Origin of the sequence: Streptomyces spongiicola, from assembly GCF_003122365.1 — a bacterium.
Classification (GTDB): Bacteria; Actinomycetota; Actinomycetes; order Streptomycetales; family Streptomycetaceae; genus Streptomyces; species Streptomyces spongiicola.
In genome coordinates this window covers 3,456,268-3,483,071 of record NZ_CP029254.1, presented here as the reverse complement: position 1 = coordinate 3,483,071, position 26,804 = coordinate 3,456,268, and the positions used below count along the sequence as shown (strand labels likewise).

Annotated in this window: 17 protein-coding genes and 1 tRNA gene; 9 read left to right on the top strand and 9 right to left on the bottom strand. The window is 69.8% G+C overall.

All coding sequences use genetic code 11. From position 1 onward, the window contains the following. Positions 1 to 324 precede the first annotated feature (324 nt). Both DDQ41_RS15290 and DDQ41_RS15285 read right to left on the bottom strand, forming a co-directional pair. Positions 325 to 4,674, bottom strand: coding sequence for a PAS domain-containing protein (locus DDQ41_RS15290; protein WP_109294984.1), 4,350 nt, complete (start codon positions 4,672 to 4,674; stop codon positions 325 to 327). 533 nt (positions 4,675 to 5,207) lie between these two features. Then, positions 5,208 to 5,744, bottom strand: a complete 537-nt coding sequence (locus tag DDQ41_RS15285; RefSeq protein WP_109294983.1) for an SSI family serine proteinase inhibitor — start codon at positions 5,742 to 5,744, stop codon at positions 5,208 to 5,210. A 233-nt stretch (positions 5,745 to 5,977) separates the two neighbouring features. On the opposite strand from DDQ41_RS15285, the gene DDQ41_RS15280 reads away from it, so the two are divergent. Further along, positions 5,978 to 6,068 (top strand) — tRNA-Ser (locus DDQ41_RS15280). 63 nt (positions 6,069 to 6,131) lie between these two features. On the opposite strand, the gene DDQ41_RS15275 is transcribed toward DDQ41_RS15280, so the two are convergent. Both DDQ41_RS15275 and DDQ41_RS15270 read right to left on the bottom strand, forming a co-directional pair. Then, positions 6,132 to 7,640 carry a tyrosine-type recombinase/integrase gene (locus DDQ41_RS15275; RefSeq protein ID WP_109294982.1) on the bottom strand — a complete coding sequence of 503 codons (1,509 nt, stop codon included), beginning with the start codon at positions 7,638 to 7,640 and terminating at the stop codon, positions 6,132 to 6,134. Position 7,641: 1 nt separating this feature from the next. Beyond that, entirely contained in the window at positions 7,642 to 8,412 is a 771-nt protein-coding gene (locus DDQ41_RS15270; RefSeq protein ID WP_109294981.1) for a hypothetical protein, read from the bottom strand. Positions 8,413 to 8,477: 65 nt separating this feature from the next. Between DDQ41_RS15270 and DDQ41_RS33050 the strand changes: the two genes are divergently transcribed. The 5 genes from DDQ41_RS33050 to DDQ41_RS15245 all read left to right on the top strand — a co-directional run bounded on the left by DDQ41_RS33050 (position 8,478) and on the right by DDQ41_RS15245 (position 12,295). Then, positions 8,478 to 8,744: a helix-turn-helix transcriptional regulator gene (locus DDQ41_RS33050; RefSeq protein WP_394342143.1), complete on the top strand. Its 267-nt coding sequence runs from the start codon at positions 8,478 to 8,480 to the stop codon at positions 8,742 to 8,744. Further along, entirely contained in the window at positions 8,744 to 9,112 is a 369-nt protein-coding gene (locus DDQ41_RS15260) for a MerR family transcriptional regulator (protein WP_109294980.1), read from the top strand. Before DDQ41_RS33050 ends, DDQ41_RS15260 begins: the two co-directional genes overlap by 1 nt. Positions 9,113 to 9,184: 72 nt before the next feature. Continuing rightward, entirely contained in the window at positions 9,185 to 9,973 is a 789-nt protein-coding gene (locus tag DDQ41_RS15255; RefSeq protein WP_109294979.1) for a BRO family protein, read from the top strand. A gap of 211 nt (positions 9,974 to 10,184) precedes the next feature. Continuing rightward, positions 10,185 to 11,789 carry a hypothetical protein gene (locus tag DDQ41_RS15250; protein WP_109294978.1) on the top strand — a complete coding sequence of 535 codons (1,605 nt, stop codon included), beginning with the start codon at positions 10,185 to 10,187 and terminating at the stop codon, positions 11,787 to 11,789. Positions 11,790 to 11,899: 110 nt separating this feature from the next. Further along, positions 11,900 to 12,295, top strand: coding sequence for a hypothetical protein (locus DDQ41_RS15245; RefSeq protein ID WP_017946229.1), 396 nt, complete (start codon positions 11,900 to 11,902; stop codon positions 12,293 to 12,295). Between the two features lie 248 nt (positions 12,296 to 12,543). Here DDQ41_RS15245 and DDQ41_RS15240 read toward each other — a convergent pair whose 3' ends face one another. From DDQ41_RS15240 to DDQ41_RS15230, 3 genes are all read right to left on the bottom strand, one after another. Continuing rightward, positions 12,544 to 15,957, bottom strand: a complete 3,414-nt coding sequence (locus tag DDQ41_RS15240; RefSeq protein WP_109294977.1) for a Swt1 family HEPN domain-containing protein — start codon at positions 15,955 to 15,957, stop codon at positions 12,544 to 12,546. After that, entirely contained in the window at positions 15,957 to 18,818 is a 2,862-nt protein-coding gene (locus tag DDQ41_RS15235) for a DUF1156 domain-containing protein (RefSeq protein WP_262508470.1), read from the bottom strand. The genes DDQ41_RS15240 and DDQ41_RS15235 overlap by 1 nt, the downstream gene beginning before the upstream one ends. 79 nt (positions 18,819 to 18,897) lie before the next feature. After that, entirely contained in the window at positions 18,898 to 22,368 is a 3,471-nt protein-coding gene (locus DDQ41_RS15230) for a helicase-related protein (protein WP_262508469.1), read from the bottom strand. Positions 22,369 to 22,843: 475 nt separating this feature from the next. Between DDQ41_RS15230 and DDQ41_RS15225 the strand changes: the two genes are divergently transcribed. After that, a complete protein-coding gene (locus DDQ41_RS15225; protein WP_017946225.1) occupies positions 22,844 to 23,221 on the top strand; it encodes a hypothetical protein in 378 nt (125 codons plus the stop codon). A 209-nt stretch (positions 23,222 to 23,430) separates the two neighbouring features. Continuing rightward, positions 23,431 to 23,754 carry a hypothetical protein gene (locus tag DDQ41_RS15220; RefSeq protein WP_017946224.1) on the top strand — a complete coding sequence of 108 codons (324 nt, stop codon included), beginning with the start codon at positions 23,431 to 23,433 and terminating at the stop codon, positions 23,752 to 23,754. A 27-nt stretch (positions 23,755 to 23,781) separates the two neighbouring features. On the opposite strand, the gene DDQ41_RS15215 is transcribed toward DDQ41_RS15220, so the two are convergent. Both DDQ41_RS15215 and DDQ41_RS15210 read right to left on the bottom strand, forming a co-directional pair. Beyond that, a complete protein-coding gene (locus DDQ41_RS15215) occupies positions 23,782 to 24,477 on the bottom strand; it encodes a class I SAM-dependent methyltransferase (protein ID WP_109294976.1) in 696 nt (231 codons plus the stop codon). A gap of 63 nt (positions 24,478 to 24,540) precedes the next feature. Next, a complete protein-coding gene (locus tag DDQ41_RS15210) occupies positions 24,541 to 25,395 on the bottom strand; it encodes a serine/threonine-protein kinase (protein WP_109294975.1) in 855 nt (284 codons plus the stop codon). A 108-nt stretch (positions 25,396 to 25,503) separates the two neighbouring features. Between DDQ41_RS15210 and DDQ41_RS15205 the strand changes: the two genes are divergently transcribed. Continuing rightward, the gene (locus DDQ41_RS15205; RefSeq protein WP_109294974.1) at positions 25,504 to 26,754 is read left to right on the top strand and encodes an MFS transporter; all 1,251 of its coding nucleotides are present in this window, start codon (positions 25,504 to 25,506) and stop codon (positions 26,752 to 26,754) included. Positions 26,755 to 26,804 lie beyond the last annotated feature (50 nt).

Below are 26,804 nucleotides of genomic sequence, written 5' to 3'. Positions count from 1 at the left end.
TTGCCCGGCTGCGGGAGTGCGCGTGCGGCGGGTACGCCGTCGGGCGGGCCGTGTGATCCGGCAGGCGCGTGGGCGGTGGCCGGCCGGTGTTCCAGACCGTGATGGCCGGCGAAGCGTCGGTACCTGGGTTCCGGTACAGAGCCTGCCCTGCGGGATCCTGCCGCGCACAGCCCGTCTGAGCGAGAGGCTCCGAAGCGCGCCGGGCGGCTCGGGAGCGCCGCGGCCAGGCGGCCCGCGGCCAGGCGGCCGCCCGTGGCTCTGGAGTGCCGCGGCCGGTGGCTCAGGTGCGCCGCGGCCCAGGCGGCCGGCACTCGGCGACCGGCGTCAGTTCGTGCCGATCTTCGCGAGCAGGTCCACGATCCGGTCCTGGACCTCGGCGCTCGTGGAACGCTCCGCCAGGAAGAGGACGGTCTCGCCCGAGGAGAGTTTCGGCAGCTCCGCCTGATCGAGTCCGGCCGAGGTGTAGACGACGAGCGGGGTGCGGTTCAACTGCCCGCTCGCGCGCAGCCAGTCGATGATCCCTGCGCGCCGGCGGCGCACCTGCATCAGGTCCATGACCACAAGGTTCGGGCGTGTCTGCTGGGCGAGCGTCACCGCGTCCGCGTCGGCCGCCGCCCGCGCGACCTGCATCCCGCGCCGCTCCAGGGTGGCCGTCAGCGCGGCGGAGATGTCGGCGTGCTGCTCGATCAGCAGCACGCGGGACGGGTGCTGCTCACTGTCGCGCGGCGCCAGGGCCTTCAGCAGCACGGCGGGGTCCGCTCCGTACGCGGCCTCGCGCGTCGCCTGGCCCAGCCCCGCCGCCAGCAGCACGGGGACCTCGGCCGCCACCGCGGCCTGACGGAGCGCCTGCAGCGCGGTACGGGTGATAGGCCCGGTCAGCGGGTCGACGAACAGAGCGGCCGGAAACGCGGCGATCTGCGCGTCGACCTCCTCGCGGGAGTGCACGATCACCGGACGGTAGCCGCGGTCGCTCAGTGCCTGCTGGGTGGCGGCGTCGGGCGCCGGCCAGACCAGCAGCCGGCGCGGGTTGTCCAGGGGCTCCGGAGGGAGTTCGTCGTCGAGGGGCAGGGGCGCCGGCCGGTTGGCGACCTCGATCGCGCCACCGGGGCCGTCCAGCGGCTCCGGGCCCTCCGCGCCCTCGTCCGGGGCGCCGATCGCGTAGGCCCGGCCCTCGGTGGGAGCGCCGAGCCGCTGCGCAGGGCTGGGGGCGGGCGCCGGTTGAGGGTGCGGGTGCGGTCGCGCCCCCGTCTCGGACACCTGGCGCTCGCCCTCCTGCCGGGTGGCCAGTTTTCGGCGGCGGCCGGAGCCGAGGGTCTGACCGCCGGATGCTGCCTGCGGCGGGGATGCGGCGGGTACGGCGGGCACGGCGGGTACGGCCTGCCGGTCCTGCTGCTGGGCGAGCCGCTGGGTGAGCGGTACGCCCTGACCGAGGGTGCGCACGCTGAACGCCCTGCCCTGTGAGGCGTCGGGGTCCACCGGCTCCGGGGCGGGCATCGGCGTGGCCGTCCCGGCCGCGGGAGTCGGTGCCTCGGCCGGGAGGGGCTGGGCGGCGCGGCGGGACGGTGCGGGCGGCTCGGCCGGGACCGGCGCCGCCGGGGGCAGCGGTACCGAACCGGTGTCACCGGCGTGCGCGGTATTCGCTGCGGGACGGGGGCCGGGCACGGCGGGCGGCACCGGACCGGGCGCTTCGGGCATCGCGGGGCCGGCCGGCGGGGTCACCGTGCCGGACGGTGGAGTCATCGGACCGGGGATGGCGGGTGGTACCGGGCTGGGCACCGGACCGGGGATGGCGGGTGGTACCGGGCTGGGCACCGGACCGGGGATGGCGGGTGGCACCGGGCTGGGCACCGGACCGGGCGCGGCGGGTGGCACCGGACCGGGGATGGCGGGTGGCACCGGACCAAGCACATCGGGCATCGCCGGGCTCGCCGGCGGGGGCACCGGGTTTGTCGGCGGGGTCACCGGGCCGGTTTGCGGTGGCACCGGGCCGGCCTGCGCGGGGATGCCCTGGCCCGGTGTTCCGCCCTCGGCCGGGCGGGCCCGCCGGCGCCCGGTGGGCACGGGGTGCGGCTGCGGCGGGGTGTGGTCAGATTCCGGCTCCGGGCGCGCCGGGTCGTGGCGGCCCTCGTCGGGAGCACCTGACGGCGGGGTGCGGTCGGCCTCGGCGGGGGGAAGCGCGAACGGGCCGCGCGGTTCCTCCGCGGGAACCTGCCGGCCGTTGCCGGCCGCGAGCGCCCGGCGCGCTCGCCGATCGCCCTGCTGTGCTCCGCTGCCGCCACCCGTGCTGCCGCTGCCGTTGCCGTTGCCGCTGCCACCGGTGCCGGAAGCCGCTGCCGTGACGGCGGGTTCCAGCGCGGCGATGTCCTGTCCGACAGGTTGTCCGACCGGCTGTCCGACGGCCTGTCCGTCGCTCCGGCCGGTCGGCCGTCCCACGGCCGCCGGGGCGTCGGGGACCGAGCCCGCCGAAGGCAGCGCGGGAAGTGCCGCGCGGGCGCGCCGGGCCCGCCGCCCGGTGCCCTCCCGGGCCGCGGCTTCCGGACCCACCCCCTGCGGCGGGACCGTGTCACCCAGCGCCGGGCGGCCGGCTCCGGCCTCCGCCGCGGTGACGACCAAGCCGTCCTGTGCAGCCGGGAGCGCGACCAGTTCGGCCTCTGCGGGGCTCGGGCGGCCGCGTCGACGGCCCGTGCCGCCGGTCGCCGCCGGGGTGGGCCCGCCGGGTACGGTTCCGGCTGATCCGCCCGCCCCACCGCTCGCGTCCGTGTCCGTATCCGCCTGGTGCCGCCCTGGGAAACCGGGGGGCACCGGCGTGTCCCCGGGGCCCACCGGGCTCTCCAGGAACGCGTCCGTCGAGGCGCGCCGGGCCCGCCGCCGTCCGCCACCGGACGTGGTCTGCGCCGGGAGGGCAGCCGGAGCCTGCTGCTCCAGGGGTCCCGCCGGCGCCTGCTGTTCCGGGGGCCCCGCCGGGGGCGCCACCGTGCCGGCTCCCTCGCCGAGCGGCACCTCCAGGACATAGGCGCTGCCGCCCGTGCCCGGCACCTCGTGCGTCTGCAGCACACCGCCGTGTGCCGTCACGATGCCGCGGACGATGGGCTCGTGCACCGGGTCGCCGCCGGAGTGGGGACCGCGCACCTCGATCCGTACGACGTCGCCCCGCTGCGCCGCGGCGACCACGATGGTCGAGTCGACGTACCCGGTTCCGGGTACCACCCTCGCCTTGCCCGTCGAGTCGATCCCCGCGACGTCGGCGACCAGATGCGCCAGCGCGGTCGCCAGCCGTACGCCGTCCACCTCGGCCTCGATCGGCGGGGCGTGGACCGCGAACTGCGCCCGTCCGGGACCGATCAGCTCGACCGCGCCCTCGACACCCGCGGCCACCACCGCGTCGAGCAGGACGACGGCCTTGTGCAGCCGCTCCGCGCCGGAGTCCAGCCGCTGGAAGCCCAGGACGTTGTCGACCAGCGTCGTCATCCGGGCGTAGCCCGCGGCCAGGTGGTGGAGGATCTGGTTGGCCTCCGGCCACAGCTGGCCGGCCGGATCGGCGGCCAGCTTCCCGAGTTCGCGGCGCAGCTCCTCAAGTGGCCCGCGCAGCGCGTCCCCGAGCACCGCGGCCAGCTGGGCGTACCGGGCGTTCAGCGAGGCTTCCCGCTCGTCGCGGGTCTCGATCTCCGCGGCGTACTTCTCGGCCCTGTCCGCCGTCTCGGCGGTGTGCTTCTCGGCCAGCTCCGCCAGTTCGGCCGCGTGCCGCTGGTCCCGCTCGGCCAGGTCCGTCGCGTACTTCTCGTCGAGTTCGGCGATGTCCGTGCTGTACTTCTCGTCCCGCTCGGCGATCTCGGCGGCGTGCCGCTCAGCCTGCTCCTCGTAGGGCCGCCGGTCGGTGAACGTCATGACCGCGCCGACCAGCTGCTCCCCGTCGCGCACCGGCGCGGTGGTCAGATCGACCGGCACCTCCCTGCCGTCCTTGGCCCACAGCACCTGGCCGCGGACCCGGTGCTTGCGCCCGGACTTGAGCGTGTCGGCGAGCGGGGACTCGTCGTACGGGAACGGCTCGCCGTCCGGGCGCGAGTGCAGGACCAGCGGGTGCAGTTCCTTGCCGCCGAGGTCGCTGGCGCGGAAGCCGAGGATCTGGGCGGCGGCCGGGTTGACGAGCACGACGCGGCCGTCGGTGTCCGTGCCGACGACGCCCTCGGCGGCCGCCCGCAGGATCATCTCGGTCTGCCGCTGGGAGCGCGCGAGTTCGGCCTCGGTGTCGACGGTGCCGGACAGGTCGCGCACGACGAGCATCAGCAGTTCGTCGCCGGTGTAGCCGGTGCCTCCGCCGGTGCCGGGCGATGCGTACGCCGCGCGCCCGTCCTCCAGACCGGCGCTGGTCACCTCCGCGGGGAACTCGACGCCGTCGGTGCGGCGGGCGACCATCCGGGTCGGCTTCGTACGGCCGCGCTTGCCGACGGAGTCGGGGCGACGCATCGAGCCCGGGATGAGCTTGGAGTCGAACGCCGGCAGCAGGTCGAGGAGCCCGCGCCCGACGAGCGCGGTGCCGGGGGCCTCGAACATCTCGAGGGCGATGGTGTTGGCGTTGACGACCGTGCCGTTGCAGTTGACGAGGACGAGCCCGTCCGGGAGCGCGTCGAGTATGGCGGCGAGGCGAGCAGCGCCTCGGGATGGCCTGCTGCTCACGACGACGCTTCCTCTCTGACCTACAGCGACCTACGGCATCTTGCGGCGGACGGCCGGGGCCTCCCGACCTCGCGACCGCAGCCTGTCACAGGAGGGAGTCTAAGGGCTGGGGATGCGGCAGCGGCGGTGGATGAGGGGGAGCCCTCACCGGGGCTCTGTGTACACACGCTCGCCCGGTGCCCGTCGGCGGGCCCGCTGACCTGGGCGCGGCCGGACCGCGCCGAGCACCGGACCCGGTCCCGGGGTGCCAGGCGGGGGCCGGCCGGGGCTGCGGCCGACACCCCGGGACGGGTTACACGCGGGCTTCCGACGGGGCCGTCCGCGGGGGGAGCGGGGTTGACGGCCACCCCGGCACGAGACCGCCGGCGCCCGCACACCGGCGCCCGAGAGACGTTTCCGAACGGACGGCACACGACCTGGCGGGGACCGGCGCGGACCCGTGCGGACCGGTCGGTGCGGACCGGTCGGTGCGGACCGGCGGAAGCCGGATGGGGGGCCAGCCCGCCGAGGTGATCGTCCGCCACCCGGCTGCGTCACGCCCGGGCTGTGCGGGCTGTGCGGGTTGTGCGGGCGTCGTCGTGGCGGGCGGTCGGGAGGACCGGCTCCAGAGTCTCCCAGCGGCGGATCTCGCAGCCGTTCGTGCGGTCGAACCTGGCGTCGACGCGCTGGCCGCGCCATGTCCCGGTGATCCGCGCGGTGGCGGGGCCGCCGTGCTGCATCGTGCACATGGCGTCGCCGTCGACCGGACGGAACGGGTCCCGCCGCTCCGTCGCGAACTCCGCCAGCCGATCGCAGGCGGCCCGCGCCTCGGGGTGCGAGCCGCCCGCCGGGCCGTTCTCGCTGCCGCACGTCAGTTCGTACGTACCGTCGGCCCGGGGGTTGCCGGTCTCCGCGGTGGTCACGGTGAGCCGGTCGCCGGGCACGGACCGGCCGTCCTGTTCCCGCGGGCCGGTATCGAGCAGCGGCAGCGGGATCGGGGCGCGGACGGCACCCGCGGTCGGTACGGCGGCGGCCAACGCGGCGAGCGAAGCCGTCGTCGCGGCGGCGGTGAGGACGAGGCGGCGCAGCATGCGTACTCCTGGAAGCGAAGGTCTGGGGGCGGAGCCCCGCTTCGGGGACGGCGTCCCGGCATCTCTAACGCTCCGCGCTCCGGGGCGTTGCGCAATCCCGGCTGGGCCGATCGGGGTGTGTGCGGGGCTTTGCCCAGGAGCCTGCGTGCCTAGTACCGTGGGAAGCGATTGGTGACACCCCACCCGGCTGTGTCATCATCTGCACGCACCACTCGCGACGCCGCGAGTGTGCTGGAGGCGTCGCCTAGTCCGGTCTATGGCGCCGCACTGCTAATGCGGTTTGGGCCTTAAAGCCCATCGAGGGTTCAAATCCCTCCGCCTCCGCCCCTTGACCAGGGAGTCCGGCTGATTCCGGCCGGGCTCCCTGAGTCGTTTTCAGAGCCATCTTCAGCCTCCAGATGGCACGCTGATGGCACCAACAGTCGCGGGCCTGCTGGCACGCGGGATGAACGCCGCGATCCGGCGCGTGGCGTCCGCCGCCATCTCCTCGGCTACGACCGCGTACACGTCCTTCGTGAACGCCACGGAGGCGTGCCCAAGGACCTCGCTCACGAACTTGTCGTCGACCCCGGCGGCGATCAGCATCGTCGCCGCGCCGTGCCTCAGGTCGTGGAAGCGGACGGGCGGGAGCACCATCCGCAGCGCGACGTCCACGGCGGCCTCCGTCGTTCGGTACTTCCGGGCGATCCGCTCGACCGGCCAGCCCTTGCCGACCCTCTTCCGGATGTTGCCGTACCGCTCGATCAGGATCCCGAACCGGCTGGAGAGGTACGCGGGCTTGAGCGCCTTGCCGTCCTCGTAGCAGTAGACGCGGCCCGAGTCCTCGTACGCTTCGCCCCACTGCAACCGTTCTTCGAGCTTCCGCTTCCGCCACGCCCGGTGAACGCGCACGGTCTCCTCGTCGAGGGGAACCTGCCGCCAACCCGCCTCGGTCTTGGTGTCGTCGAGCTCGTCGTCAGCCTGCGCCTGGAGGATGTGCAGCCACCCGCGTTCGAGGCTGAGGTGCTGGTCCTCCGCGCCGACGAGCTCGCTCCGGCGCGGCCCATAGTATGAGGTCAGGTGGAACGCCGGGTACAGCCGCTCTTCGGACGCCTCCGCGAAGTCGAGGAAATTGCCGGTCTGCGTCGCCGTCCAGACCATCACCTTGGCCGGGACGACGCCCGTGCGCTCCCACGCCTCGACGCGCTCGGCCGACCACAGCAGCGGCTTCGCGCGGCCCTTGCTGCGCTTGCCGCCTTTTGACCGCCACAGCCCCTCCACGGGGTTGTCCAGCCGGATCTTCGACACCTTCACGGCGTCGGTCAGGGCGCCGTGGAACACCGCGTGCACGCGTTTGATCCGGGACTCCGAGATCGGACGGGAGTGGATCCGCCGGCCATCCCTCGTCGCCCGCGCGCCGACGAGCCGCCGCAGGATCTCGGTCCGGTCCTCCTTCTCCTCCGCCTTGTTGATCTTCCGCATGGCGGCGTACAGCTCACGGAAGTGCTCGTCGGTGAGGTCGATGACCTTGATGTGCCCGAGGCCGGGCTTGCCGTACAGGTCGATGGCCTCGCGCTCCGCGTCGAGCGTCTTCTTCGCCAGGCCCTCGCCGGTCTCAGCCTCCGACACCCGCCAGGCGAGGCGGCGGTCGAGGTACTCGCCGAACGTCGTGTTCCGCTGCTCGTGCGCCTTCGGGTTGCTGGCGCGGCCGAGAACCTTGATCAGCCCTTCCTTGCACTCCTTCTCCGTCGCGTACGGGCCGACGCGAGGCTGCCGGCGCTTCCCGTCCGCGCTGTGCGGCGCCTCGTACCGGGCATACCAGGCACCGTGGTTCTTCTTGCTGAGCTGCGGGCACTTCTTGCCGAGGAGCTTCTTCGTCTCCGGGGCTCGGCAGCTACACGCCTTATAGGGCTTCACGTCATTCCCCCTCGTCGGTCTGGCGGTCAGTTGCAGGACGGAAAGTCACAGTGGGTTCGGCGGCACGCTGGCGGTTGTAGTCGCGGATCAGCGGTTCCAGCTCCCCAATGAGGGTGCGGGTGATGTGACCGCGAGCCGCCTGCCGCGCCCGCGCAGTCATGTCGGGTGCATCGGGGCGTTCGGCGAGGCGGGCGTCCCGTTCTGCGGCCAGGCCCCGGCCCCAGAGGGCGCGCGCTCCGTAGGCCACGAAGTGGGCGGTCGTCTCCAGCCGCTTGGCGGCCTTCGACTCCGCTTCATCAGGTGCGGCCATGAGCGCCGGGTCGGGCGAGGACGTCGGCCAAGGGGCGAGCAGCCCACCGATGGCGTGCGCGAACTCGCGGAGTTCGTCCCACCAGTGGGCGTCGTCGATCTGCCACGCCTTCGGCCGCGGCTTGTGATCTTCTTCCAGAAGCTTGTGAAGCTCGTCGTTGTCGACGGCGGCCACGGCGGTAAGCCGGGTGGTTCCGGCGTCCGGGTCCGGCAGAAGTGTGCGAAGAGGGCGCCGGTACAGCAGCGGCAGCATCAGAAGCTCGGTGGCGGTGATGGCGCGCTCGCCGCGCTCGGTGGCCCCGACGGTCGTGCGGTGCCAGGTAAGCCCGAGTCGGCGGGCGCTGTGCGCGATGTTGTCCGCAGTGCGCTGGTCGGCTTCCCGTGCCTGGCGGATGCGTTCACCGAGAGCCTGAGCGAAGGGTGTAGCAGCAGGATGTTCGGGTTCGGGTCGTGGATGGGGCATGAAGCGACTGTATCGGCGTCTGGGGATTCTTGACGAGTGCCCACGGTGAGTACCAGTATGAAGCTGTGAATGAGCGATATGCCATCAAAACTGGCTTCACTGGGCGCCCGGTTACGGCTGAACCCCATTCCGAAATCGAGGAGCTCCTCACGCCGGAAGAGGTGAGCAGCTCGACGAAGCTGGCTCTCCAGACGCTGGCGAACATGCGTCGAGACCGTCGAGGTCCGCGCTTCATCAAGCTGGGTGTGAGCGTCACCGCCCCCGTCCGTTACCGCCGTTCTGACGTCGAGGCATGGCTCGACTCGCAGGTCGTCGAGACGGGGGCTGGCTGATGACGGTCCACTGGTCACGTGAGGCGATCGAAGCGCTGGGGCCGACGACGGACGTGCCGACCGCTGCGGCAATCGTCGGCGTCGACGCGGACATCGTGTACGCGATGATCCGGCGCGGAGAGTGGACGATGACCCGCGTCCTCCGGCTCGGCCGGAGGATCAAGATCCCGACGCGCGACCTGATCGCCTATCTGTACGTCCCCGAGGCCGCCACCGCGCCGATCCCAGTCGTGCCAACTGCGTGCCATCACGCCGCATCGCCGCAGGTCACGGCCAGCGAACCGCATCACTCATGCGGTTGCATCCTTGCCCCGGCTGAGGTGATCCAGCTTCGGCGGACTACCACGACCGCGCTGACCCATAGGTGAGCAAGGGGCCCGACGCTCACGACGCACGACGGCCCCCGGTGGTACCCGGAGGCCGCACGGAAGGAGAAGGCCGTGCTGAGTATCCACTACGAACCGCATCCCGCGGTTCACACCTTCCCCGTCACTGGTCAGCAGGTGCGCGCTCTCGCGCGGGGCGGCTCCCTCTGGTGGGTCGCGTCCGACGTGGCTGCTGTGCTGGACATCGGCCGGACCCACGACGCCGTGCGGTCGCTCGACGACGACGAGAAGGGTACGGAGACTATCCGCACCCCCGGCGGCGAGCAGGACGTCACGGTCATCAGCGAGGCCGGCCTGTACTCACTCGTCCTCCGGAGTCGCAAGCCCGAGGCGCGGGCCTTCAAGCGGTGGGTGACGCACGAGGTCATCCCTGCTGTCCGCGCCTCCGGCCGGTACGAGGTCGCCCGGCGGGAGCCGACCAAGCTGGAGCTCGCCAGGGACCTGGTCACCGCGCTCGAAGCCCGTGAGGCACTGGAGCGGCGTAACGCTGAGCTGGAGCCGTCCGCCGCCGCGTGGGATGTCCTCGCCTCCGACAGCGTCGGTGACTACTCGCTCCGCACCGCTGCACAGCTCCTCAACCGCGACGGCTGCGTCCGTACGGGACAGAACAGGCTGGCGCGGACCCTTCGCGAACTCGGCTGGACCGACACCTCGGGGCAGCCCTACCAGGCAGCCGTGGACGCCGGGCGCCTCGTACGCCGCGTCACCAGCTACCGCCATCCACGCACCAACAAGCGGATGCCGTCCTGGCAGCTCCGCATCACCCCCAAGGGACTTGCCGCGCTGCGCGATCACCTGGGGTGTCGGCACACGCCGATCCCTCTCGACGACGCTGCGGCATGAGAACGGCCGTGCCGTCGGCGATTGGGACGCCGACGGCACGGCCTTGACGCCATATCCGTGCCGGTCCCCGGTACCTACCGCCAAGCAGACCCGGGGCCCGACCCCTCAGAAAGACGCCAATGCACACTCTGGCATACACCAGCGGGCCGGTGACCGTCTCCTCCGCCCCCGCCGCCGTCGCGTGCGGCCTGGGCCTCACCAGGAGCGCCCGATGACCCGGCGCCCCTCGAACGCGCACCGCCCGAGCGTGAGCCGCCCCGGCTCCACCGGCCTCCGGTTCGGCATGTTCGCCGTCTGTGTGGTCCGGGACCCGGACGCCGAGCTGAACAAGGGCAAGGCCAAGCCGCTGTACGACCTGCTTGTGTCCTTCGCGGACGTCAGCTCACGCGACACCGGCCAGGGCTACCCGTACCGCGAGGCGCTCGCGGCCTGCCTGGACTGCACGAAACAGACCATCGACCGGGCCACGAAGTACCTGGAACAGGAGATCGGGCTCGTCCGGGTGGTCCACCGGAAGGTGGAGGGCAAGGAGGACGAGAACGACGCCAACCTCTACATGGTCTTCGACGCCTGGCTGATCCAAGGCGTCCCGCCGTCGGCGGACACCCCACCGCAACTCGTCGCCCGGTACGGCCACACGATCGCTGGCTTCGACATCGAGGCGTGGATGGAGGAGCACGCTCCCGACTTCGACCTGACCGGCTGGCGGGCCGCCCACACTGCGAGGCTCCAGGGACAGCAGGAGCGGCGGGCGGAGCAGCGGCGTAAAGAGCGGGCCCGTCGGAAGAAGTCGAAGAAGGGGGGTGGCGTCACCGATGACGCTACCCCTGAGGACCCTGCAAACGAGGGGGGTGGCGTCACGGAGGACGCTACCGGTGGCGTCGTGGAAGACACGTCCGGTGGTGTCATGGGTGACGCCCTATCTAAAGCCGGTGGTCGAGAGCCTTCTTCCACACCTACTGACGGGGGTTCGGCCGGAGGCCAAGGTGCGGGTGGTTTGGTGCCTGCGGGTGCGAGCAGCAGCGCGGAGCCGAAAGCGGACAGCATGCAGGACGGCTCCGCCGTCGACTGGAAAGCATCGCCGACCCCGAAGCAGCGCAAGGCGACGAAGGTGACCGAAGCCCGGCCGGTCCCGGGTGAGGAGGACGTCTGGGCCGCTTTGGAGCCCGTTCTCACCGAGCTGGGCAACCGACCCGACACCCGCCCGCCGACGCTGCGGAAGGCCGTCCGGCAACTTCTCGGGCACAACACAGACGCCCGCCTCACCGCGTTCGACGCCTACCCGCGCAGGCCGGAACACGCCCTCGCCCGGATCAACCGTGGCTGGTACCGCGCCCAGGGCCCGGAACGGGCCGCCAAGGACTACGACGGCCCTGACGCCATCCGGCGCCCCGTCGGCTACCTGGCGACCGCCCTCACCGTCCAGGAGTGCATCCGGTCGGAATGCGAGCTGGGCATTCTGCTGACGACCGGCGAGGAGTGCACGGTGTGTGAGGGCCGCGCGGCCGAGCGAGCCGTCGCCGCCCTCGGTACCCGACTGGAGACGGAGACGGTGCGGCTGGCCGCTGCGCGGCAGGCACGGGAAGGTGTGGCGAGGCCGGCCTTCGAGGACCAGGAGCAGCACGACGTGCTCGGCCTGCCGGAGCAGCGCGCCACGTGGCGGTGCGAGACGCCCACATGCCGCCGCCTGGGCAGGGGCACCCCGCCCGAGGTACCGCTGTGCAGCGAGTGCCAAGAAGACATCCGGATGGCCCTCCGCGAAGCCACTGACCACGAAGGACCCGTACGCGGCCGTACACGGGCCGTAGAGCGGTGAACGCTCGACTGCTGGTGGCCCGAGATCTCGGCGTTCATCGCGACCGGCCACAGCAACGCCGCCACCTTCCATAAGATTGTCCCTGATGCGCGGCCAACGAGGAGGCGTGGGTGGGCAATCTGGGGGGATACCAGACGATGACGACGCTGGCGAAGAAGGTGGGCGGCCCCGGGGTGCTGGTCGTCGTCACTGCCGTGGGCGGGTGGGCCATCGGCCGGGGTGTTGAAGCTGGCGGGAAGAACGTATTCCGGACCGTCAAGGCTGCTGCCAAGAAGCGGAACGCCCCGTGCTCGACGAAGGGCCAGGTCTTCGACGTCGTGTCCGACGGCGAGGACGGCAAAGGCCTCGCGATCCGGGCAGGTGACCAGTACCGAGTCATGGAGTGCGACGGGGAAGCGATCCTCATCGAGGTGCTCGGTGGCACGAACAATCCCTACTTCACGTCGGCGCAGTTCCTGGCTTCGGTGTCGGGCTTCCTCACGGCGGAGAAGATTAATGCCGAGTAGCTCGACTTCGAGTGTGGGCACTCGAGTCAGCAGCTGACCCGCGCATCGTAGAAGCCACCGTGAGTGCCACGGGCGTCCTGCTGTCAGGGCAACCTCCACCACCCGTGGCCCTCACGCAACGTGACAGTCAGTCAGTCCACTCGGGACGACACACCGCTCAACTTTGAAGACCCGTATTGGTGTGGACCACATGAGCCCCACACCAATACTCGGCATGCCAACCACTGGCGCGGGTCGTTAGGTCCGGCTCAGTTTTCTTCGAAACCGCTGTCTTCGAACTTCAGTTGGGCGGCGTTCTCGCGGACGGTACGCACCTGCTGTTCGGTGAATCCGTCGGCGGTGGTTGCGGTGATCTCGATGCGGACCTCGAGCTGGACGCCGTCGGCGGCCTCGAGGTGTGCGAGGACTTCCTGCTGGATGTTGGCGAAATCTGCGGCGGGGCGGTTGGGCCTGAGGGTCTTGACGCCCCAGAACCTGCGCGTGACCCTCTTGGCCGGCGGCACCGGAGGCTGAGCCCCGGGGCCGGGGGTAGGCGTGTTGGTGCCGGGGCCGGGGGGCGGGGTGCTGCCTTCACTGCCGTTGTCGCCGTCCGACGGGGTGACCGGCTCGATCGGTGGGGTGGCGACGACTCGTGCACGCTGAGCGACTGCTCGTGCCGGCTGGACGAGGAGCGTGCCGTTGGTGACGAAGCTGGGATCGGGCTTGTCGCCATGGATCCAGAGGTTCTGGTATTCGTCGGTGGCTTCGTCGTAGCCGTCGGCGAGCGCGAAGGCGTCCTGCTGCCAGAGGAGGACGTCGGCAGCGCCGAGTACGGCCTGTTCGAGCACCTGCCGGTTGGGCAGGCGCTTGAGGTAGGGGTACTGCGTGTACCAGGACCACAGGTCGCCGAACCTCACGTGTCCCTTGCCCCAGGCGTTGGCCAGGGCGCCTTCGAGAGCCATGCGCACGAGCGTGGTGCCGAGCACCGGGGTGATCCAGCCCTTGGCCTTGAGCGCCGCGGTGACGCGCTCGGCGAGGGAACCACCGTCCCTGGCGACACGGGTGAAGGAGATGGTCGGCTTCTGGCCGGGCAGTTCGGTCGGGATCAGCGCCGCGGTGAAGGCCGCGCGGACGCGGTCGTCTACGGCCGCGTCCAACTGGCGTGCGCGGGTGACGGACTGCTTGCGCTGCTGGGCACTGAGCTCGAGTTCTTCGGCCTCGTCGGCGATGGACTTCCAGGCCCGGTACTCGCGCACCACCCCTTCGAGCTCGGGGTACGTGTCGCGATCTGCGGCGACCATGACCAGCATGTTGCGGCGTTGCCGCTGCCCGGTGCCCGCCTCCCGCAGGAGACGCGCGGCGAAGTCCGTGGCGGTGGAGGCGTCCTTGCCCCAGGTGAACTTCGGGTGCAGGACGACGAGCTTGAGCACCTCGGAGTCGGGGATGTCCCCGGTGTCGAGAGGCGCGGCATGTACGGCACCGAAAGAAGCCCTGGATGCCCTCTCCGTGGCTTTGAGGCGTTCGACGATCGTGGCGTGCACGTCGGCCTCGCTGTAGCCGGCCGCGCGGTCGGCGGCCACGCGGGAGACCGAAGCAGCCAGGTCGTACCAGGAGCGGTCGCCGTCCTCGTAGAAGTAGGTGGCACGCTGGCCCAGCAGTGCGCGCGCGTCACCGATGTGGTTGATGACGTCGCCGGGTACCGCAGTGCCCAGGCGGAGCTGCTGGATGTCTACGCCCTTGTGCGCCGAGCGCAGGGTCGGGACGGTCGCGATGAACACCGACCGGGCGACCCGCCTGGTAAGGGCTCGCTGCCCGAACGACGGACGATCGCGGTCGATCTGAACGGGGGTGGCCCCCTCGCCGTCGACGTCCTTGTCCACCACCGGCTTCCAGTTGTCGTCGAGATACTTGGTGATCTCGCTGAATACCTGGGTGTCGTGGACGGGCACGGCGCCGGGGGTGATGAGCGGTGTGGTGTCGTTGGCGGCCCACAGCGAGTTGATGACCACGCTCATCAGACGCAGCACACCGCGGGTGCGCTGGAACTTCGGCAGCGTCGACCAGTCCTCGTAGAGCCGGTCGAACAACTCGGGATGGATCGGGTACGCCGCTCGGATGCGCTGCTCGTACCCGCCGGTGGTCGTCTCACGCGGGAAGAACCCGGTGTTCTCCTGGTAGTACTTCACGTACTGCTTGGCCACCGCGGCGATGTCCGCCAGGGCCACGGCATCGGGTTCTTCGAACAGGCGCCGCCGCACGATCTCGAAGGACTCGATGTTGTTGGCCGGCCGCCAGTCGTCGGCGTTGCGGCCGATGGTGTGTTGCAGGGTCTCCAGAGCGACGTGCCCGTTGGGGCCACCCACCTCCAGCGCCGAGCCGCCGCCCCCGTTGTCCAGGGAGTCGGAAGCGGGGATGGAGACCACGAGCATGACGCCCGGGATGGACTTGGCCATCTCGGTCAGGTGCTGGGCGAAGGTGTGCTGCGTAGCGAAGGATCCGCCGGGCAGGTCGTCGCGGCCCACGAGCTGGCGGGCATAGGCCACCCACTCGTCGATCAGGATCAGCACGCTCTTGCCGCCGGCGACGACGTCGCGTACGACGGCGTCCAGCGCGTCGCCGGGATCGGTGCCGGTCGCATCAGCGATCGCGACGCGGTCGAACGCCTCACGGTCTCCGAGCTGCCAGGCCAACTCCCCCCAGAGCGTGCGCACCTGCGTGCCGTCGTCCTTCGGGATCGGTTGGCTCGGGGAGAGCTTCGTGCCCACCAAAGTGACCCGCTTCACGTCCAACGACCTCAGCGGGTCGCCTTCGGCCGTGGGCAGGGAGGCATGCACGACGTCCTGCACGGCCTGGGACAGCGCGCTCGTGGCCAGGCCCTCGGAGAACAGGTGGTACAGAGCCAGCATCGAGTGCGTCTTGCCGCCACCGAACTGGGTCTGCAGATTTATCACTGGGCTTGCGCCGGCGTCCCCGGAGAGGCGCTTGAGCGCACGAGTCAGCAGGTCGGACAGACCGCTGGTGAGGTAGGTACGGGAGAAGAACTCAGCCGGGTTCAGATACTCCGGCGCCGCGGTGTGGCCATGGGCCACCGCGTACAGGTCGGCGGCGAACTCCGCGGCGGAGAACTGCCCACGGATCACGTCGGCGTGCGGCCGGATGACCTCTCGCCACGGCTTGATCGCCGTACCAGCCTGCATGCCGGCCACCTTGACGGCCTGCGCCTCACGCGTCAGCCGGTTGCGGGTCTGCTTCTCGAAGACCTCCCGCTGATGCTCCATGCGCGTCTTCGCGACCGCATCGGCCTCGTCGCCGGCTCCGATCACCGTCAGCAGACGCTCGATCGTGTCCAGCGCACGGTAGGTGTCGTCCGAGGAGAACTTCTGCCCGTGGTGAGCCGCGTTCGCCGTCTCCCGCAGTTCGGAGGCCAACGCGGACTGCGGGCGCGAGAGGTCCTTCTCGAAGACCTTCCATCGCTCAGTGACTATGCGCAGCAGGAACCGCACGTCGTCCCGCGAGTACGTCTTGGCCGTGCCGAACTTCGCCACGTCCTCGGCGGCGATCAGCTCGATCCAGTCCTTGCCGGGCGGAGCCTGGGCGGACATACGCATGTCGACCCACGGCCGCATGCCCTCGAGCAGCTGGTCGAATCCGCGCAGTACCTTCTCGTTGTTCGTCAGCGCCATCAGATCTCCTCCCCAAAGAGCGTCTCGGCCACCGCGGCCGGGCGGATCGTGGTCGATGTCGCGGAGACATCGGCCCACGCCCCGCCGAGCCCATTGAACAGGCCAGCGGTCGAGGAGTCTTGAGACTCCATCAGCTCGTACAGGCGGGTGGCCAGGCGGTTGACTTCGTCCAGGTCCACCCTCCCCTTCACCCCGACCATGAGCCTGGCGGCCTCCTCGCGCCCCTCGGTGGCGTAGGCGCGTGCCAGATGGCACGTGACCTCCCACAGGGACAGCCGGTCATCGTGGGCCGGATCCCATCCGGGGGCGAGATCCTGCGGCTTGATCAGCGCGACCTTTCCGCCGCCGGAGGTGAGGGTTCCACCGCGGGCGATTCCGTCCACCGAGAGGCCCAGGGGCACAGCCAGCGACTCGGCATCACCGTAGGGGCGGGTGTCCCAGCCGTAGGAGCGGAACCAGTCCAGGCAGAACCGGGTGTCGGCGTCCAGTTCGGCGTCGTGCTCGTTCTGCAACGCGTCGAATGTCTGGTTGATCAGCGCCAGTGCGGTCTTCACCGACATTGTGGAGCCGTCGTCCTCCAGCACGCGGGAGAAGCGGGAGAACACCGCCATGCCTGGGCCGAGGATCGTCTGACGCAGGTCCGCCGGAGCGATCGCGCCCTCACGGATACGAGGTAGCGCCTCCTCCAGTTCCGAGTGCAGCGCAACCAGGAACCCCGTGCGGTCCGTTGCCGGGGCGGTTGTCTCACGGGGGCGGAGAGCCAACACGATCGATGAGGCGAGAGCATTCGTACCCACCGAGATCATTCGACCGCCACGCTCCGAGCGAACAGGCCACGTCGCGGTGATCGTCCAGCCATTGCGAACCATGCCCTCCAGGAAGGTGGACCACCCTGTGGAAGCGACTCCTTCCTTCTCTAGCTCGGCCTGCTTGAAGGCGTAGAAGGTAGTGATCGGGTAATCTGGCGAGGCTGCCTGCCGCGCCCGCGCAAAGACTTGTTCGAAACCTTCCTCAAAAAATCTCTCCGCACTCTCCTTTCCTCCATGGCGGTACGGGTTGGCGATGAGTTCTTCCGCCTTCGGAACAAGCATTGTGCCGAACGAGTCTGGGTGAATGTCGCGTAGGGAACGCCGCAGCCAGACGTAGAAATAGTCGGATAGGTCTGAGTATCCGATATTATCGTAATAAGGTGGATCGGTCGCAATCAGGAGATTCGTGTAATCGCGACTGGCGGCGTCGGCCTGCTCCGCGTTCCCGCCGTTCCGTGCGGGAAGTTCATCAAGTACGCGGGCAATTCCGCGAAGCATGAACCCGAAGTTGCCGGAAGATTCGCTAAACAGGTTCGCCTCTGCGAAATCCCAAGTCATTGGGAGAGCCTGGCGGGCGAAAGTGTTTCGAATTCCTTCGTTCTTTGGGTCGGGCATCCAGGTGGAGATCGTTCCGCCGTAGTCAGACAAACGGCTTGCTGCCATCCCGAGGTATGTTGCTACCGCGTCAGCGTACGCCTCTGCAGCGTCCCCGCCATTGCTCAGAGGTTCACCACGAGTGAGACCTGCCGCGATGGCGTCGGCATGTAGCTGTTCTCGGGCCTCGCTGACGAGGTCGCTCAGAGTCGTGAGCGTCGTGAGTTGCCTGTTTGTGAACAGGTCGGAGAACTCGGTAAAGCCATACTGGGGAGGAGAGAACCAGCGTGGATTATTCGCGACAGAACCGGTGGGCGGGTTCGCCGGCCGCGGGGTATTTGCCGCCTGTGCATGCTTCTCATCGGGAGCTAGGTAGATGCGGCGACGGTTGCCTTCTGCGACGACGGCAAGTAGTTGAGCGCTAATCCGGCTGGAGGCTCCTTCGGAACGGATGTAAGCCAGAGTGGCGAACCCTCCGCAGGCGACGCAAGTAGCACCCTTGCTCGTCGTCATGGTTCCATCGCTCGTTGTCGTGGGGGCCTGCTTCGGGTCGTGCCCGATGCTGAACTCCACACGCCGTCCGCCGCGCGCCGCCACGTCGTCGACTACCTTCGGGACGACGTACGCTTCCTTGCCCTTCTTCTTGCCCAGCCACCAAGAACGCACCAGTGGCATTTGAATGCCGCACGCCGGGTTCGGGCAGATCACTGTCCGGGCCCAGATCCACGCGATCACGGTGGCTTCGGTCGTCTTCCCCGTGGGCTTGCCGTCGCCTCCCAGCACAGGCACCTGCGCCTTCGGATACAGGTCCCCGATCCGCTCCTGTGCCCGGTCGCGCATCCACGCGCCATAGCGGCGCACGTCCTCCGCCAGACCTGTGGCACGCGGCCAAGGCCCCAATCGAGTCTCCGCAGCTCCCGGGAACACGGGCGGCTTTCCCGCGAACTTCGGCGGGATCTCGATGAGGGCCTTGTTGATCAGTACGGGCACCGGGTTGAGGTCGCTGGCGTGAGCCTCCAGGCCCAGGCGCTGCGCCTCCAACGGGATCGTTCCGCCGCCCGCGAACGGGTCCAGGATTGCAGGCGGGTTCCCTCCCGTGCTCTTGAGGATCTCCTCGCGGGCTTCCCGATACAGGCCCTCGTCGTTGATGTTCTCCCAGACCACCAGTCGTCGGATGATCCCGTGTAGGCGCTCGCGCTCCTTCTTCTGCTCCTCCTCCGTGGGGAACAGCTCGGGATGCGAAGACGGGTCGTCGACGAGCTGGGCGAACAGCACGGCCCGTGCCGCCGCCAGCGGCCGGCGGGCCCACCACAGGTGCAGTGTGGAGGGGTGCCCGTGGCGGATCGACTTCTCACGGGCGGACTCCGCGTTGATGTCCTCCAGAGGGAGGGAGACCTCGATGAGCTTGCGTCGAGGGACAGAGCCTGACGGCGTTCCGGGCTGCACTGCGGTGTTCACCTGCTCAATCTAGATTCCGAGGCGCTCGAACCGTGCCTCGGGTGGCGTTCGAGCGGATGAAACGTGTGGATCTTGTGTGTCAGAGGGGCTCTACACCGCGGTCCCACTCGGCCTTCCACTTGCGGCGCAGGTCGTCGACGTACTTGTCCAGGACGAGGTCGGCGAAGGGGTTGAGTACATAGCGGACCCGGTCGTTCGACCCGTCGGGGGTGTCGGGGTCGACGGCGACGAGGGCGAGCCGGTAGTCGGGCTCGGCGTTCTTGGCGTAGCCGACCTCGCTGGTGGTGACAGTGAAGCTGTCAGCGCCCAGCACACGCCCCTTGACCTCGATGAAGATCAGGTGGCCGTCGGGCTTGCTGGAACGGATGTCGAAGCCCTTGTTGGAGTGCGCCATCTCCTCAGGCACCCGGCCGAGTCGACGCTCGGCAGCCAGTACGGCATCTACGGCACGACGCTCGGTGACGGTGGTGTCCAGGGCGAAGCTGTCAGGTGTCGGCTGCTCGCCGGCGGTACCCGGAACGACCGCGGCGGGTAGGACGAGCGCTGCGCTGATGATCTGCGGCGGGTGCACGTTGACCTGGTTTTCGCGATCGAGCTCGTCTTGGCGGCGTTCGAGCCGGGCCTCCAGCGCCCGGGCGCGATCACGTGCGGTGGCCGGCGAGATACGGATCTTCTTGCCTGCCGCCTGCGCCTCGGCGAGCTTGATCGATTCGCCGTCCCAGTAGTTCATCTGGGCCAGCAGCCGCTGACGCACCAGCTTGCGCGTCCGCTCGACAGCCGGGACGACGCGAGCGACGACGTCGGCTCGGTGCTCGGGCAGGCCGTGCTGGATCGCCCAGATCTGGGCGATCTTCTCAACGCCGTCGGCAAGCCAGGCCGAGGACAGCTCGGAGTTGATGGCAAGGGCCAGTGCGGCGTGCTGCTCAAGGTTCAGTTCTGTGGGCAGGGACAGGTCGAGGTACGGGGCAGGGCCTGCCGGCTGTGCGGTTCCGTCGGGCAGCACGGAGACGTACTCGAACCTCTTGCTGATTGCAGTGCCGCGCCCGTCCGAGAGTTCTTCCAGCAGGGCGAACACGAGCTGGGGAGTGGTGACGGTCCGGTCCAGGAAGGTCGCTCCACGCGTCAGGGCGTCGCCGTACCTGTTCAGGATCTCGGTGATGATCGCGTCCATCAGCGGATGACCGGGCGCTATGAGCTCGGCGTCCGGGCGGCCGGGCATGACCACGGCCGAGGGCTCGAAGGTGATGCGTCCATAACGCGGGCTGACCGTACGCCGACCCTCGCGCAGGACTGCGGGTACCTGGGTCAGCTCGAACCGGTCCTTCTCCCGTTTGGATGCGCGCCCGCCCAGGGCACGCAGGGACTCCATGACGAAGGCCTGCACAAAATGGGGCTGCATCCGCCGGGCGCGGGCCTCATCCATCTGTCGGCGTAGCTCGGCCAGCTCTTCCAGCCCGATCTCCGGGGTGGCCAGGGCGCGTTCCTTGATCAGATCCTGTAGGCCGTCGGCCACGGACTTGTCGATGACCTGGTCCAGGTAGGCGCGGACCTCGGGCTGCTCGCCGTAGCGGATGGCTCGCATGAGCAGGTCACGCAGCGGCTCGTCCGCGAAGGCGTTCTCGCCCAGGACGTCGAAGACCTTGCCGCGGTAGGCGCGGCGCTGCTGCTCGATCTTGGTCAGCAGGCGCTGGAAGACCTGGCCCTCCCTGGTCTCCGAGGCTACGAGGTTCCACAGGCGGCAGACCTCGCGCTGGCCGATGCGGTGGATACGTCCGAAGCGCTGCTCGATTCGGTTGGGGTTCCACGGGAGGTCGTAGTTGACCATCAGGTGCGCGGCCTGAAGGTTCAGCCCTTCGCCGGCGGCGTCGGTGGCGATCAGGACGTGGCAGCGCGGGTCGTTGGTGAACTTGGTGCGGATCTCCCGACGAGCCTGTCGCGCGGTGCCGCCATGGATGGTGCACACGACATCCGTATCGCCGCCCAGCAGGGTGGTGATACGGCCTGCGAGGTAGTCGAGGGTGTCGCGGTGCTCGGTGAAGACGATGATCTTGTGTGGGGCGTGGCTGTCTTCGCTCAGACCCTCTTCGCGGGCCTTGAGGACGAGGGAACGCAACTCCTGCCACTTGCGATCCTCACCCGAGGCACGAACCTGTTGGGCGACCTCTTCAAGACGTGCCAGGACCGCGAGCTCAGCGTCCAGCTCGGCCGCGGTGCGCGCGGCGGTAGCGGCGTCCAGGACCTCGCTCTCCAGCTGCTCCAGCTCGGCGGCGCCCAGCTCGTCGGAGTCGAAGTCGTCGGGGTCGAAGGACGTTGTCTCGGGTGGCGGAACGAACGGGCCCGCCAGTATCTGCTCGCGGTGGGTGCGCAGGCGGGCGGCGCGGCGCCGGATCGACTGGTAGATCGCTTCGGGGCTGGATGCCAGGCGCCGCTGCATGACCGTGAGGGCGAAGCCGACGGTGCGCCGCTTGCCGTCGGCTTGCTCGGCCCGGTTCATCTCCGTGCGTACGTACTCGGTGACCTCCTCGTACAGGCGCATCTCCGCTGGGGAGAGCGTGTACTCGACGGTTTCGGCCAACCGCTCGGGGAAGAGCGGCTTGCCGTCGAAGGTGAGCAGGTCCTCCTTGATCATCCTGCGCATCAGTCCGGTGGTGTCTGTGGAGTGCACACCCTGTCGGTACTGGCCGGCGAACCGGTCGGGGTCCAGTAGCGCGAGGAAGGTCTGGAAGCTTGCTTCTGACCCCGAGTGTGGAGTCGCGGTCATCAGCAGGAAGTGCCGGGTGATCGTTCCGAGAAGCTGCCCCAGCTCGTAGCGGCGGGTGCGCTTGAGTTCGTTGCCGAACCAGGAGGCACTCATGCGGTGGGCCTCGTCCACCACGATGAGGTCCCATTCCGACTCCGCAAGTACGGTCTGCCACTCTTGGTTGCGGGCCAGCTGGTCCATGCGCGCGATCAGCATCGGGTTGTGCCGGAACGGGTCGCCGTCGCGGTCGGCCTCCGCGAGGTCGCGCGTCAAGATCGCCATCTCGATCCCGAACTTCTCCGCGAGTTCGGTCTGCCACTGCTCGACCAGCCCACCGGGCGCGACGATCAGGCAACGTTGCACGTCACCGCGCAGCAACAGTTCCTTGAGGTACAGGCCTGCCATGATCGTCTTTCCTGCGCCCGGGTCGTCCGCGAGCAGGAAGCGCAGGGAGCCGGTCTGGGCCAGCAGGGTGCCGTAGACGGCGCGGATCTGGTGGGGCAGCGGGTCGATGTCGCTGGTCTCCACCGCCAGCATCGGGTCCGACAACCCCGCGTGTCGCATGCGCAGCGCCTCAGCCGCCAGACGGAACTGCTCAGGGGCGGCGTCGAACGACCATCGTGATCTGGGCGCTTCACGCCGCAGCCCAGCGATGTCGTCGGGGAAGAGCACCTGTTCGAACAGATGCCCTGTGTCGTCGCGGGCTGTGATCTGTAGAGCGTCACCGACCGGCGCGACAGCCACGACGGTGACCGGCTGAGAGGCCAGACCGGTCAGGCGAACCCCAGGCTCGACATCATCGGCGCGCATAGGATCCTTCCCCACAGCCAAGAGCCGAGAGGCCCCGTCGCCCTCGATCGTAACCAGTTCACTCCTCCTCTGGAGCGGGCTGGCCCAAATCAGACAACCATCGACGACACGGATCAAGGAGGGCACTCACGGACGACGGCCTGCTGTCGACCTCATCCCAGACTGGCGAATCCCTCCTGCGTCAGCCAGCACCGCCCACCCGCCTTGTTCCGGCTCCAGATGCGAACGCGCTCATTGGGATGATCTGTGTCCACATGCTCCTGCTCCTGGCCACTGTCCGCCCGTGCTCCGGCGACCGGCGGACCGTCCCCGGGCGTCCCGCCCACAGCCACCCTGACAAAAGCTGCTGTAAAGCTGACAGAACGCTACAGTCCGGTGAATTCGCGACCTTGTTGCGTTACACCTCTGCCCTGGTCAGAGCCGGTGCCGCTGTATACACCTTCCTTGCCGCTCTCTTGCTCTTGAAAGGCCCGCCATGCCCTCGATTGTCGTCGCCGCCCGCGTGCCGCCGTACGTCCATGCCCGGCTGACCGAGCGTGCCGCCGAGCGCGGGACATCCCTCGCGGCCGTCGCCGCCGAAGCGCTCGCCGCTGCCGTGGGTGACCGCGAGGACCTGGGTCCGCGTACGGACGGCCCGCTGGTGGCCGCCGTGCTGCGCGCCTTGGAGGGCGTCGATGCCGACGACCCGTGCGCCCAGGTCCAGCGGGAACTGTGTCTGCTCCTGGCGCGCATTGTCGACCGCAGGGAGCCCGGCTATCTGGCTGCCATCCGTCCGCTCGGCAAGGCTCTCGACAACGCCCTCCCTGCCAGGACGGACCCGCTGCTGGGCGCGCTGTTCTCCGGCCTGCTGTAGGCCACGGGAATGCGGAAGAGGCCCTTGTTCCTGCAGATGCCGAGAGGTCGCTCGACGGTGGCCGTTGTCCGCGTGAAACGCGACGGTGCTCGAGGGTGGGTAGAGCGTCGACAGCGGACACGTTCCAGGGGAGCGCAACGCACAGGAGGCGTCCGAAAGGTGGGCTACTGTTCCTATTTGTTCCTGTTCGGGTACCTGAAGGGAGTCCGATGCTTCGCCGTGACTACTGCAAGTGCACGATGGTCCGCAATTACGACTACGGCGAAGCAGCCGAGAAGCTGCGCTGCAAGCGACGGTGGCTGGAGGAGAACATCAGCCGTCTGCCTCACCAGAAGCTCGGGCAGTCTCCGGCGTTCTGCGACTGCGAACTCGCCTTGATCCAGTCGATGTTCACTGTCCTGCCCGCCGGTGTGCTCGACCTCCTCCAGGCGGGCAACGGACAGACGGAGAGGCCGGAACCGGAGCAGAGGAGCGTGCACCCTCTGGCCTCGATCCGTCCCTCTGGACCGCGCCGTGGCCGCGCCGTCTCGTAGACGGCGTACCCCGGGAGTGGCGGCCTGCTACGCGTCAGGGGCACGGCGAGAACGGACAAGCTGTACGGCAACCGGGTTGTCGGCGTCGGGAGCCCGAAGCACCTCGACTGACTCCACACGGAACCCGTATTCGCCGAGAACGTCCTCCCACAGATGTGGCGTGAGTACCCACATCTGCACCGGGATCGGCTCCTGCCCAGCGATGCGGATCAGCTCCTCCCGGGGCGTGATCACGGAGGAAGGGCCGTGCCCGTGAAGGTTGGTGTGCAGGGCGGAGAAGACGAGGGGAGCGCCGGCACAGAGCCCGTTCGCGAGCGCCGGCAGAACGTACCGGGGGTCGGCGCACCCGAGCGTGCAGATGCCGTACGCGGCGTTGTACGGGATGGCGGTGTGTAGGTGCTCCACGACATCGGCGTTCACGAACTGGACGCCGGACTCGTTGCCGAAGTGCTCTACAGCTCGCTGGTGCTGAGTCGGGGACAGTTCGACAGCGTCTACGAGGGCGCCGCACCTGCGGGCCAGGTGGACGGCCTGGTGGCCGGGGCCCGATCCGACGGCCAGGACTCTCTTTCCGCGGACTGGGCCGAGCACTTCGGCACCCGGTCCTACGCCGTCCCAGAACCCCCACCTGATCACGTCGGGGACCGGCGGCATGTAGCCACGGTCCAACTGAATCTGTCCGTAGCGGACCCAGCTCTCCTCATTCGCTGCGTAAGCGTTCAATTCGATCGTTCTCTCTCGTGTCGAAGACGGGGCGTTCACTTGCTGGTGCAGGACGAAGCGACCTCAGACATCGGAGATCTGTCCGGCGAGTTCAGCCGCCGTTGGCCGCTCTCCGGCCGGGGCCAGTAGCGCGCCCTCGAGGAGCTGCTGCAGTTCCGGCCAAGGACGGTCCGCGTCCAGGGGGATCCCGCCCGTAGCGATCGCCTCGCGGACTCCCGCCGCTCCGAGCTCGCGCGGCAGGAGGCCCGCCCGCTCGTAGTCGAGCGGCCAGCGCCCGGTGATGCAGGTCCACAGCACACCCGCGAGCGTGTACACCTCGGCGGCCGGGCTCGGCGCGGCCGGGCGGACGCCGGCGACCACCGCTGCGGCCAGCTCGGGGGCGAGGAGATGCGGGATGCCGCCGCGGAACATCTCGCTCGGCTCGAACCCTGGCCGCCAGGCCCACGACAGGTCGATCAGCCTTACGCCGTCCTTCGTGTGGATCGCGTGCTCGGGCTGGAGGTCGGCGTGCACCCACCCGCGCGCGTGGAGGTCGGCGACCGCGCGGCAGAGGTCAACCGCCGCCGCGCGGACCGCAGCCCGGTCGCTGTCGCCGGCGCGCACCGGGGCGAAGACCTCCCGGGTGGACGGTCCGTCGAACCAGGGGGTCACGAGCCAGGCGACGCCGTCGCTGACGCCGTGGGTCCCCAGCAGCCCCAAGCGGTCGGCGACCTCGCCCTCCCGCGCGGTCACGAGCGCGCCGTCCCCCTCTCCGGCCTTCACCGCCACCGCCCCGTTCGGGCCGACGGCTCGCCACACGGCCGATCCGCGCCGGTCGGTGACCGGCTCCAGGACGACCGGCCCGCATAGGGCCTCGGCGGCCTGGACTGCGTCGTACGGGCAGAGCTGTTCCTCGGCGGCGCGGTGCTCTCGGGACACGGGTTCTCCTCGGGTGGCGTGGGTGCGTTTGCGATACAGGGTGGCGGTGGTGTCGTAGGGTGGCGGGCATTCCCGGCAGCCGGTTTCGGCGCCGGGCTTCGTGCTTCCATGGGGCGGAGATCGATCTTGGGTTACGTACGGCTGCTGCGTCAGGGGCCGGTTCTGCTCCTGTGGGGAGCACAGACCTTGAGCGTGTTCGGTGACCGCCTCTACGCCATGGCGATCATGTGGATCGCCTGGCAGGAGGCCGGGGCCGCCGCGATGGGACTGGTCGCGGTCGCCGAGTCCGTGCCGTACATCGTCCTGGGGACGGTCGGCCGCAAGGTGGTGGCCCGCTTCGCCTCGCTGCGCCGCCTCGCGGTCGTCGACGTCGCCCGAGCCGGGCTCGTGGCCGCACTGCCGCTGGCGTGGGAAGCGCTCGGCGTCCCGGGAATGCTCGCCTGCGCGGTCCTCCTCGGCATGAGCGGCGCACTGTTCGACCCGAACCTCGGCGCGCTCGTGCCGGAGCTTGTTGACAAGCGCGACGTCCAGGCCGTGAACGGGCTCATGGACCTCACCGGCCGCATCGCCCGGATCGCCGGTCCCGGTGCCGCCGGCGTCCTCCTCACGCTCGTGCCCAGGCAATCGCTGTTCTGGCTCGACGGAGCGACGTTCGTCGTGTCCGCCCTCGTCCTCGTCCTGCTGGCCGCCAGGACGACGCCGGCCGCGAGCAGTGACACCAAGGAGGCCGGCTCGACGATCCGGCCGCAGGCCCGTGCGCTGCTGCGGATGCGACCGGACACGGCCGTCGCCATCGGCGTGCACGGGGCCGGGATCGCCGCCCACTCCGTCGCCCTGGTCCTGCCCGCGTTCCTCGCCGCGCGGCTGGACGCGGGCGCCGCGGCCTACGGAGCCGCGCTCGCCGCGACCGGTGCCGGGGCCCTGGCGGCGAACGGCTTCGCCGGGAACCTCCGGCTGCCCGCGAACCGCCCCGCGTTCTACTGCGGCACCTGGGCCGCCTCCGGCCTCGTGCTCTCCGCGATCGCCCTCACGAACTCGATGGCCAGCCTCCTGCTCGTCTCCGCGCTCCTCGGCGTGGTGAACCCGTTCCTCCAGGTCACCCTCAGCACGCACCTGTCCTCGTTCCCGCCGGCAGCCCGGCTGCGGCTGATGAGCGTCGACCTCACCGTCATCCGCACCGCCGGAACCCTCTCGATGCTCGTCATCCCCGGCCTCGCCGCGACCACGCCCGTCGCGTCCTTCCCGATCAGCGGCTTCGCGCTGGTGACCATCGCCGGGGCAGGGACCCTGTTCGCCCTGCGGTCGGGCCGAAGCCACACACCGGTGGAAGAGCGGGAGAAGGCCCTCGCCCACGACTGAACACGGGTCGGGCCCCGTCTTCCGGCACGGGGGAGACAGGGCCCGACTGT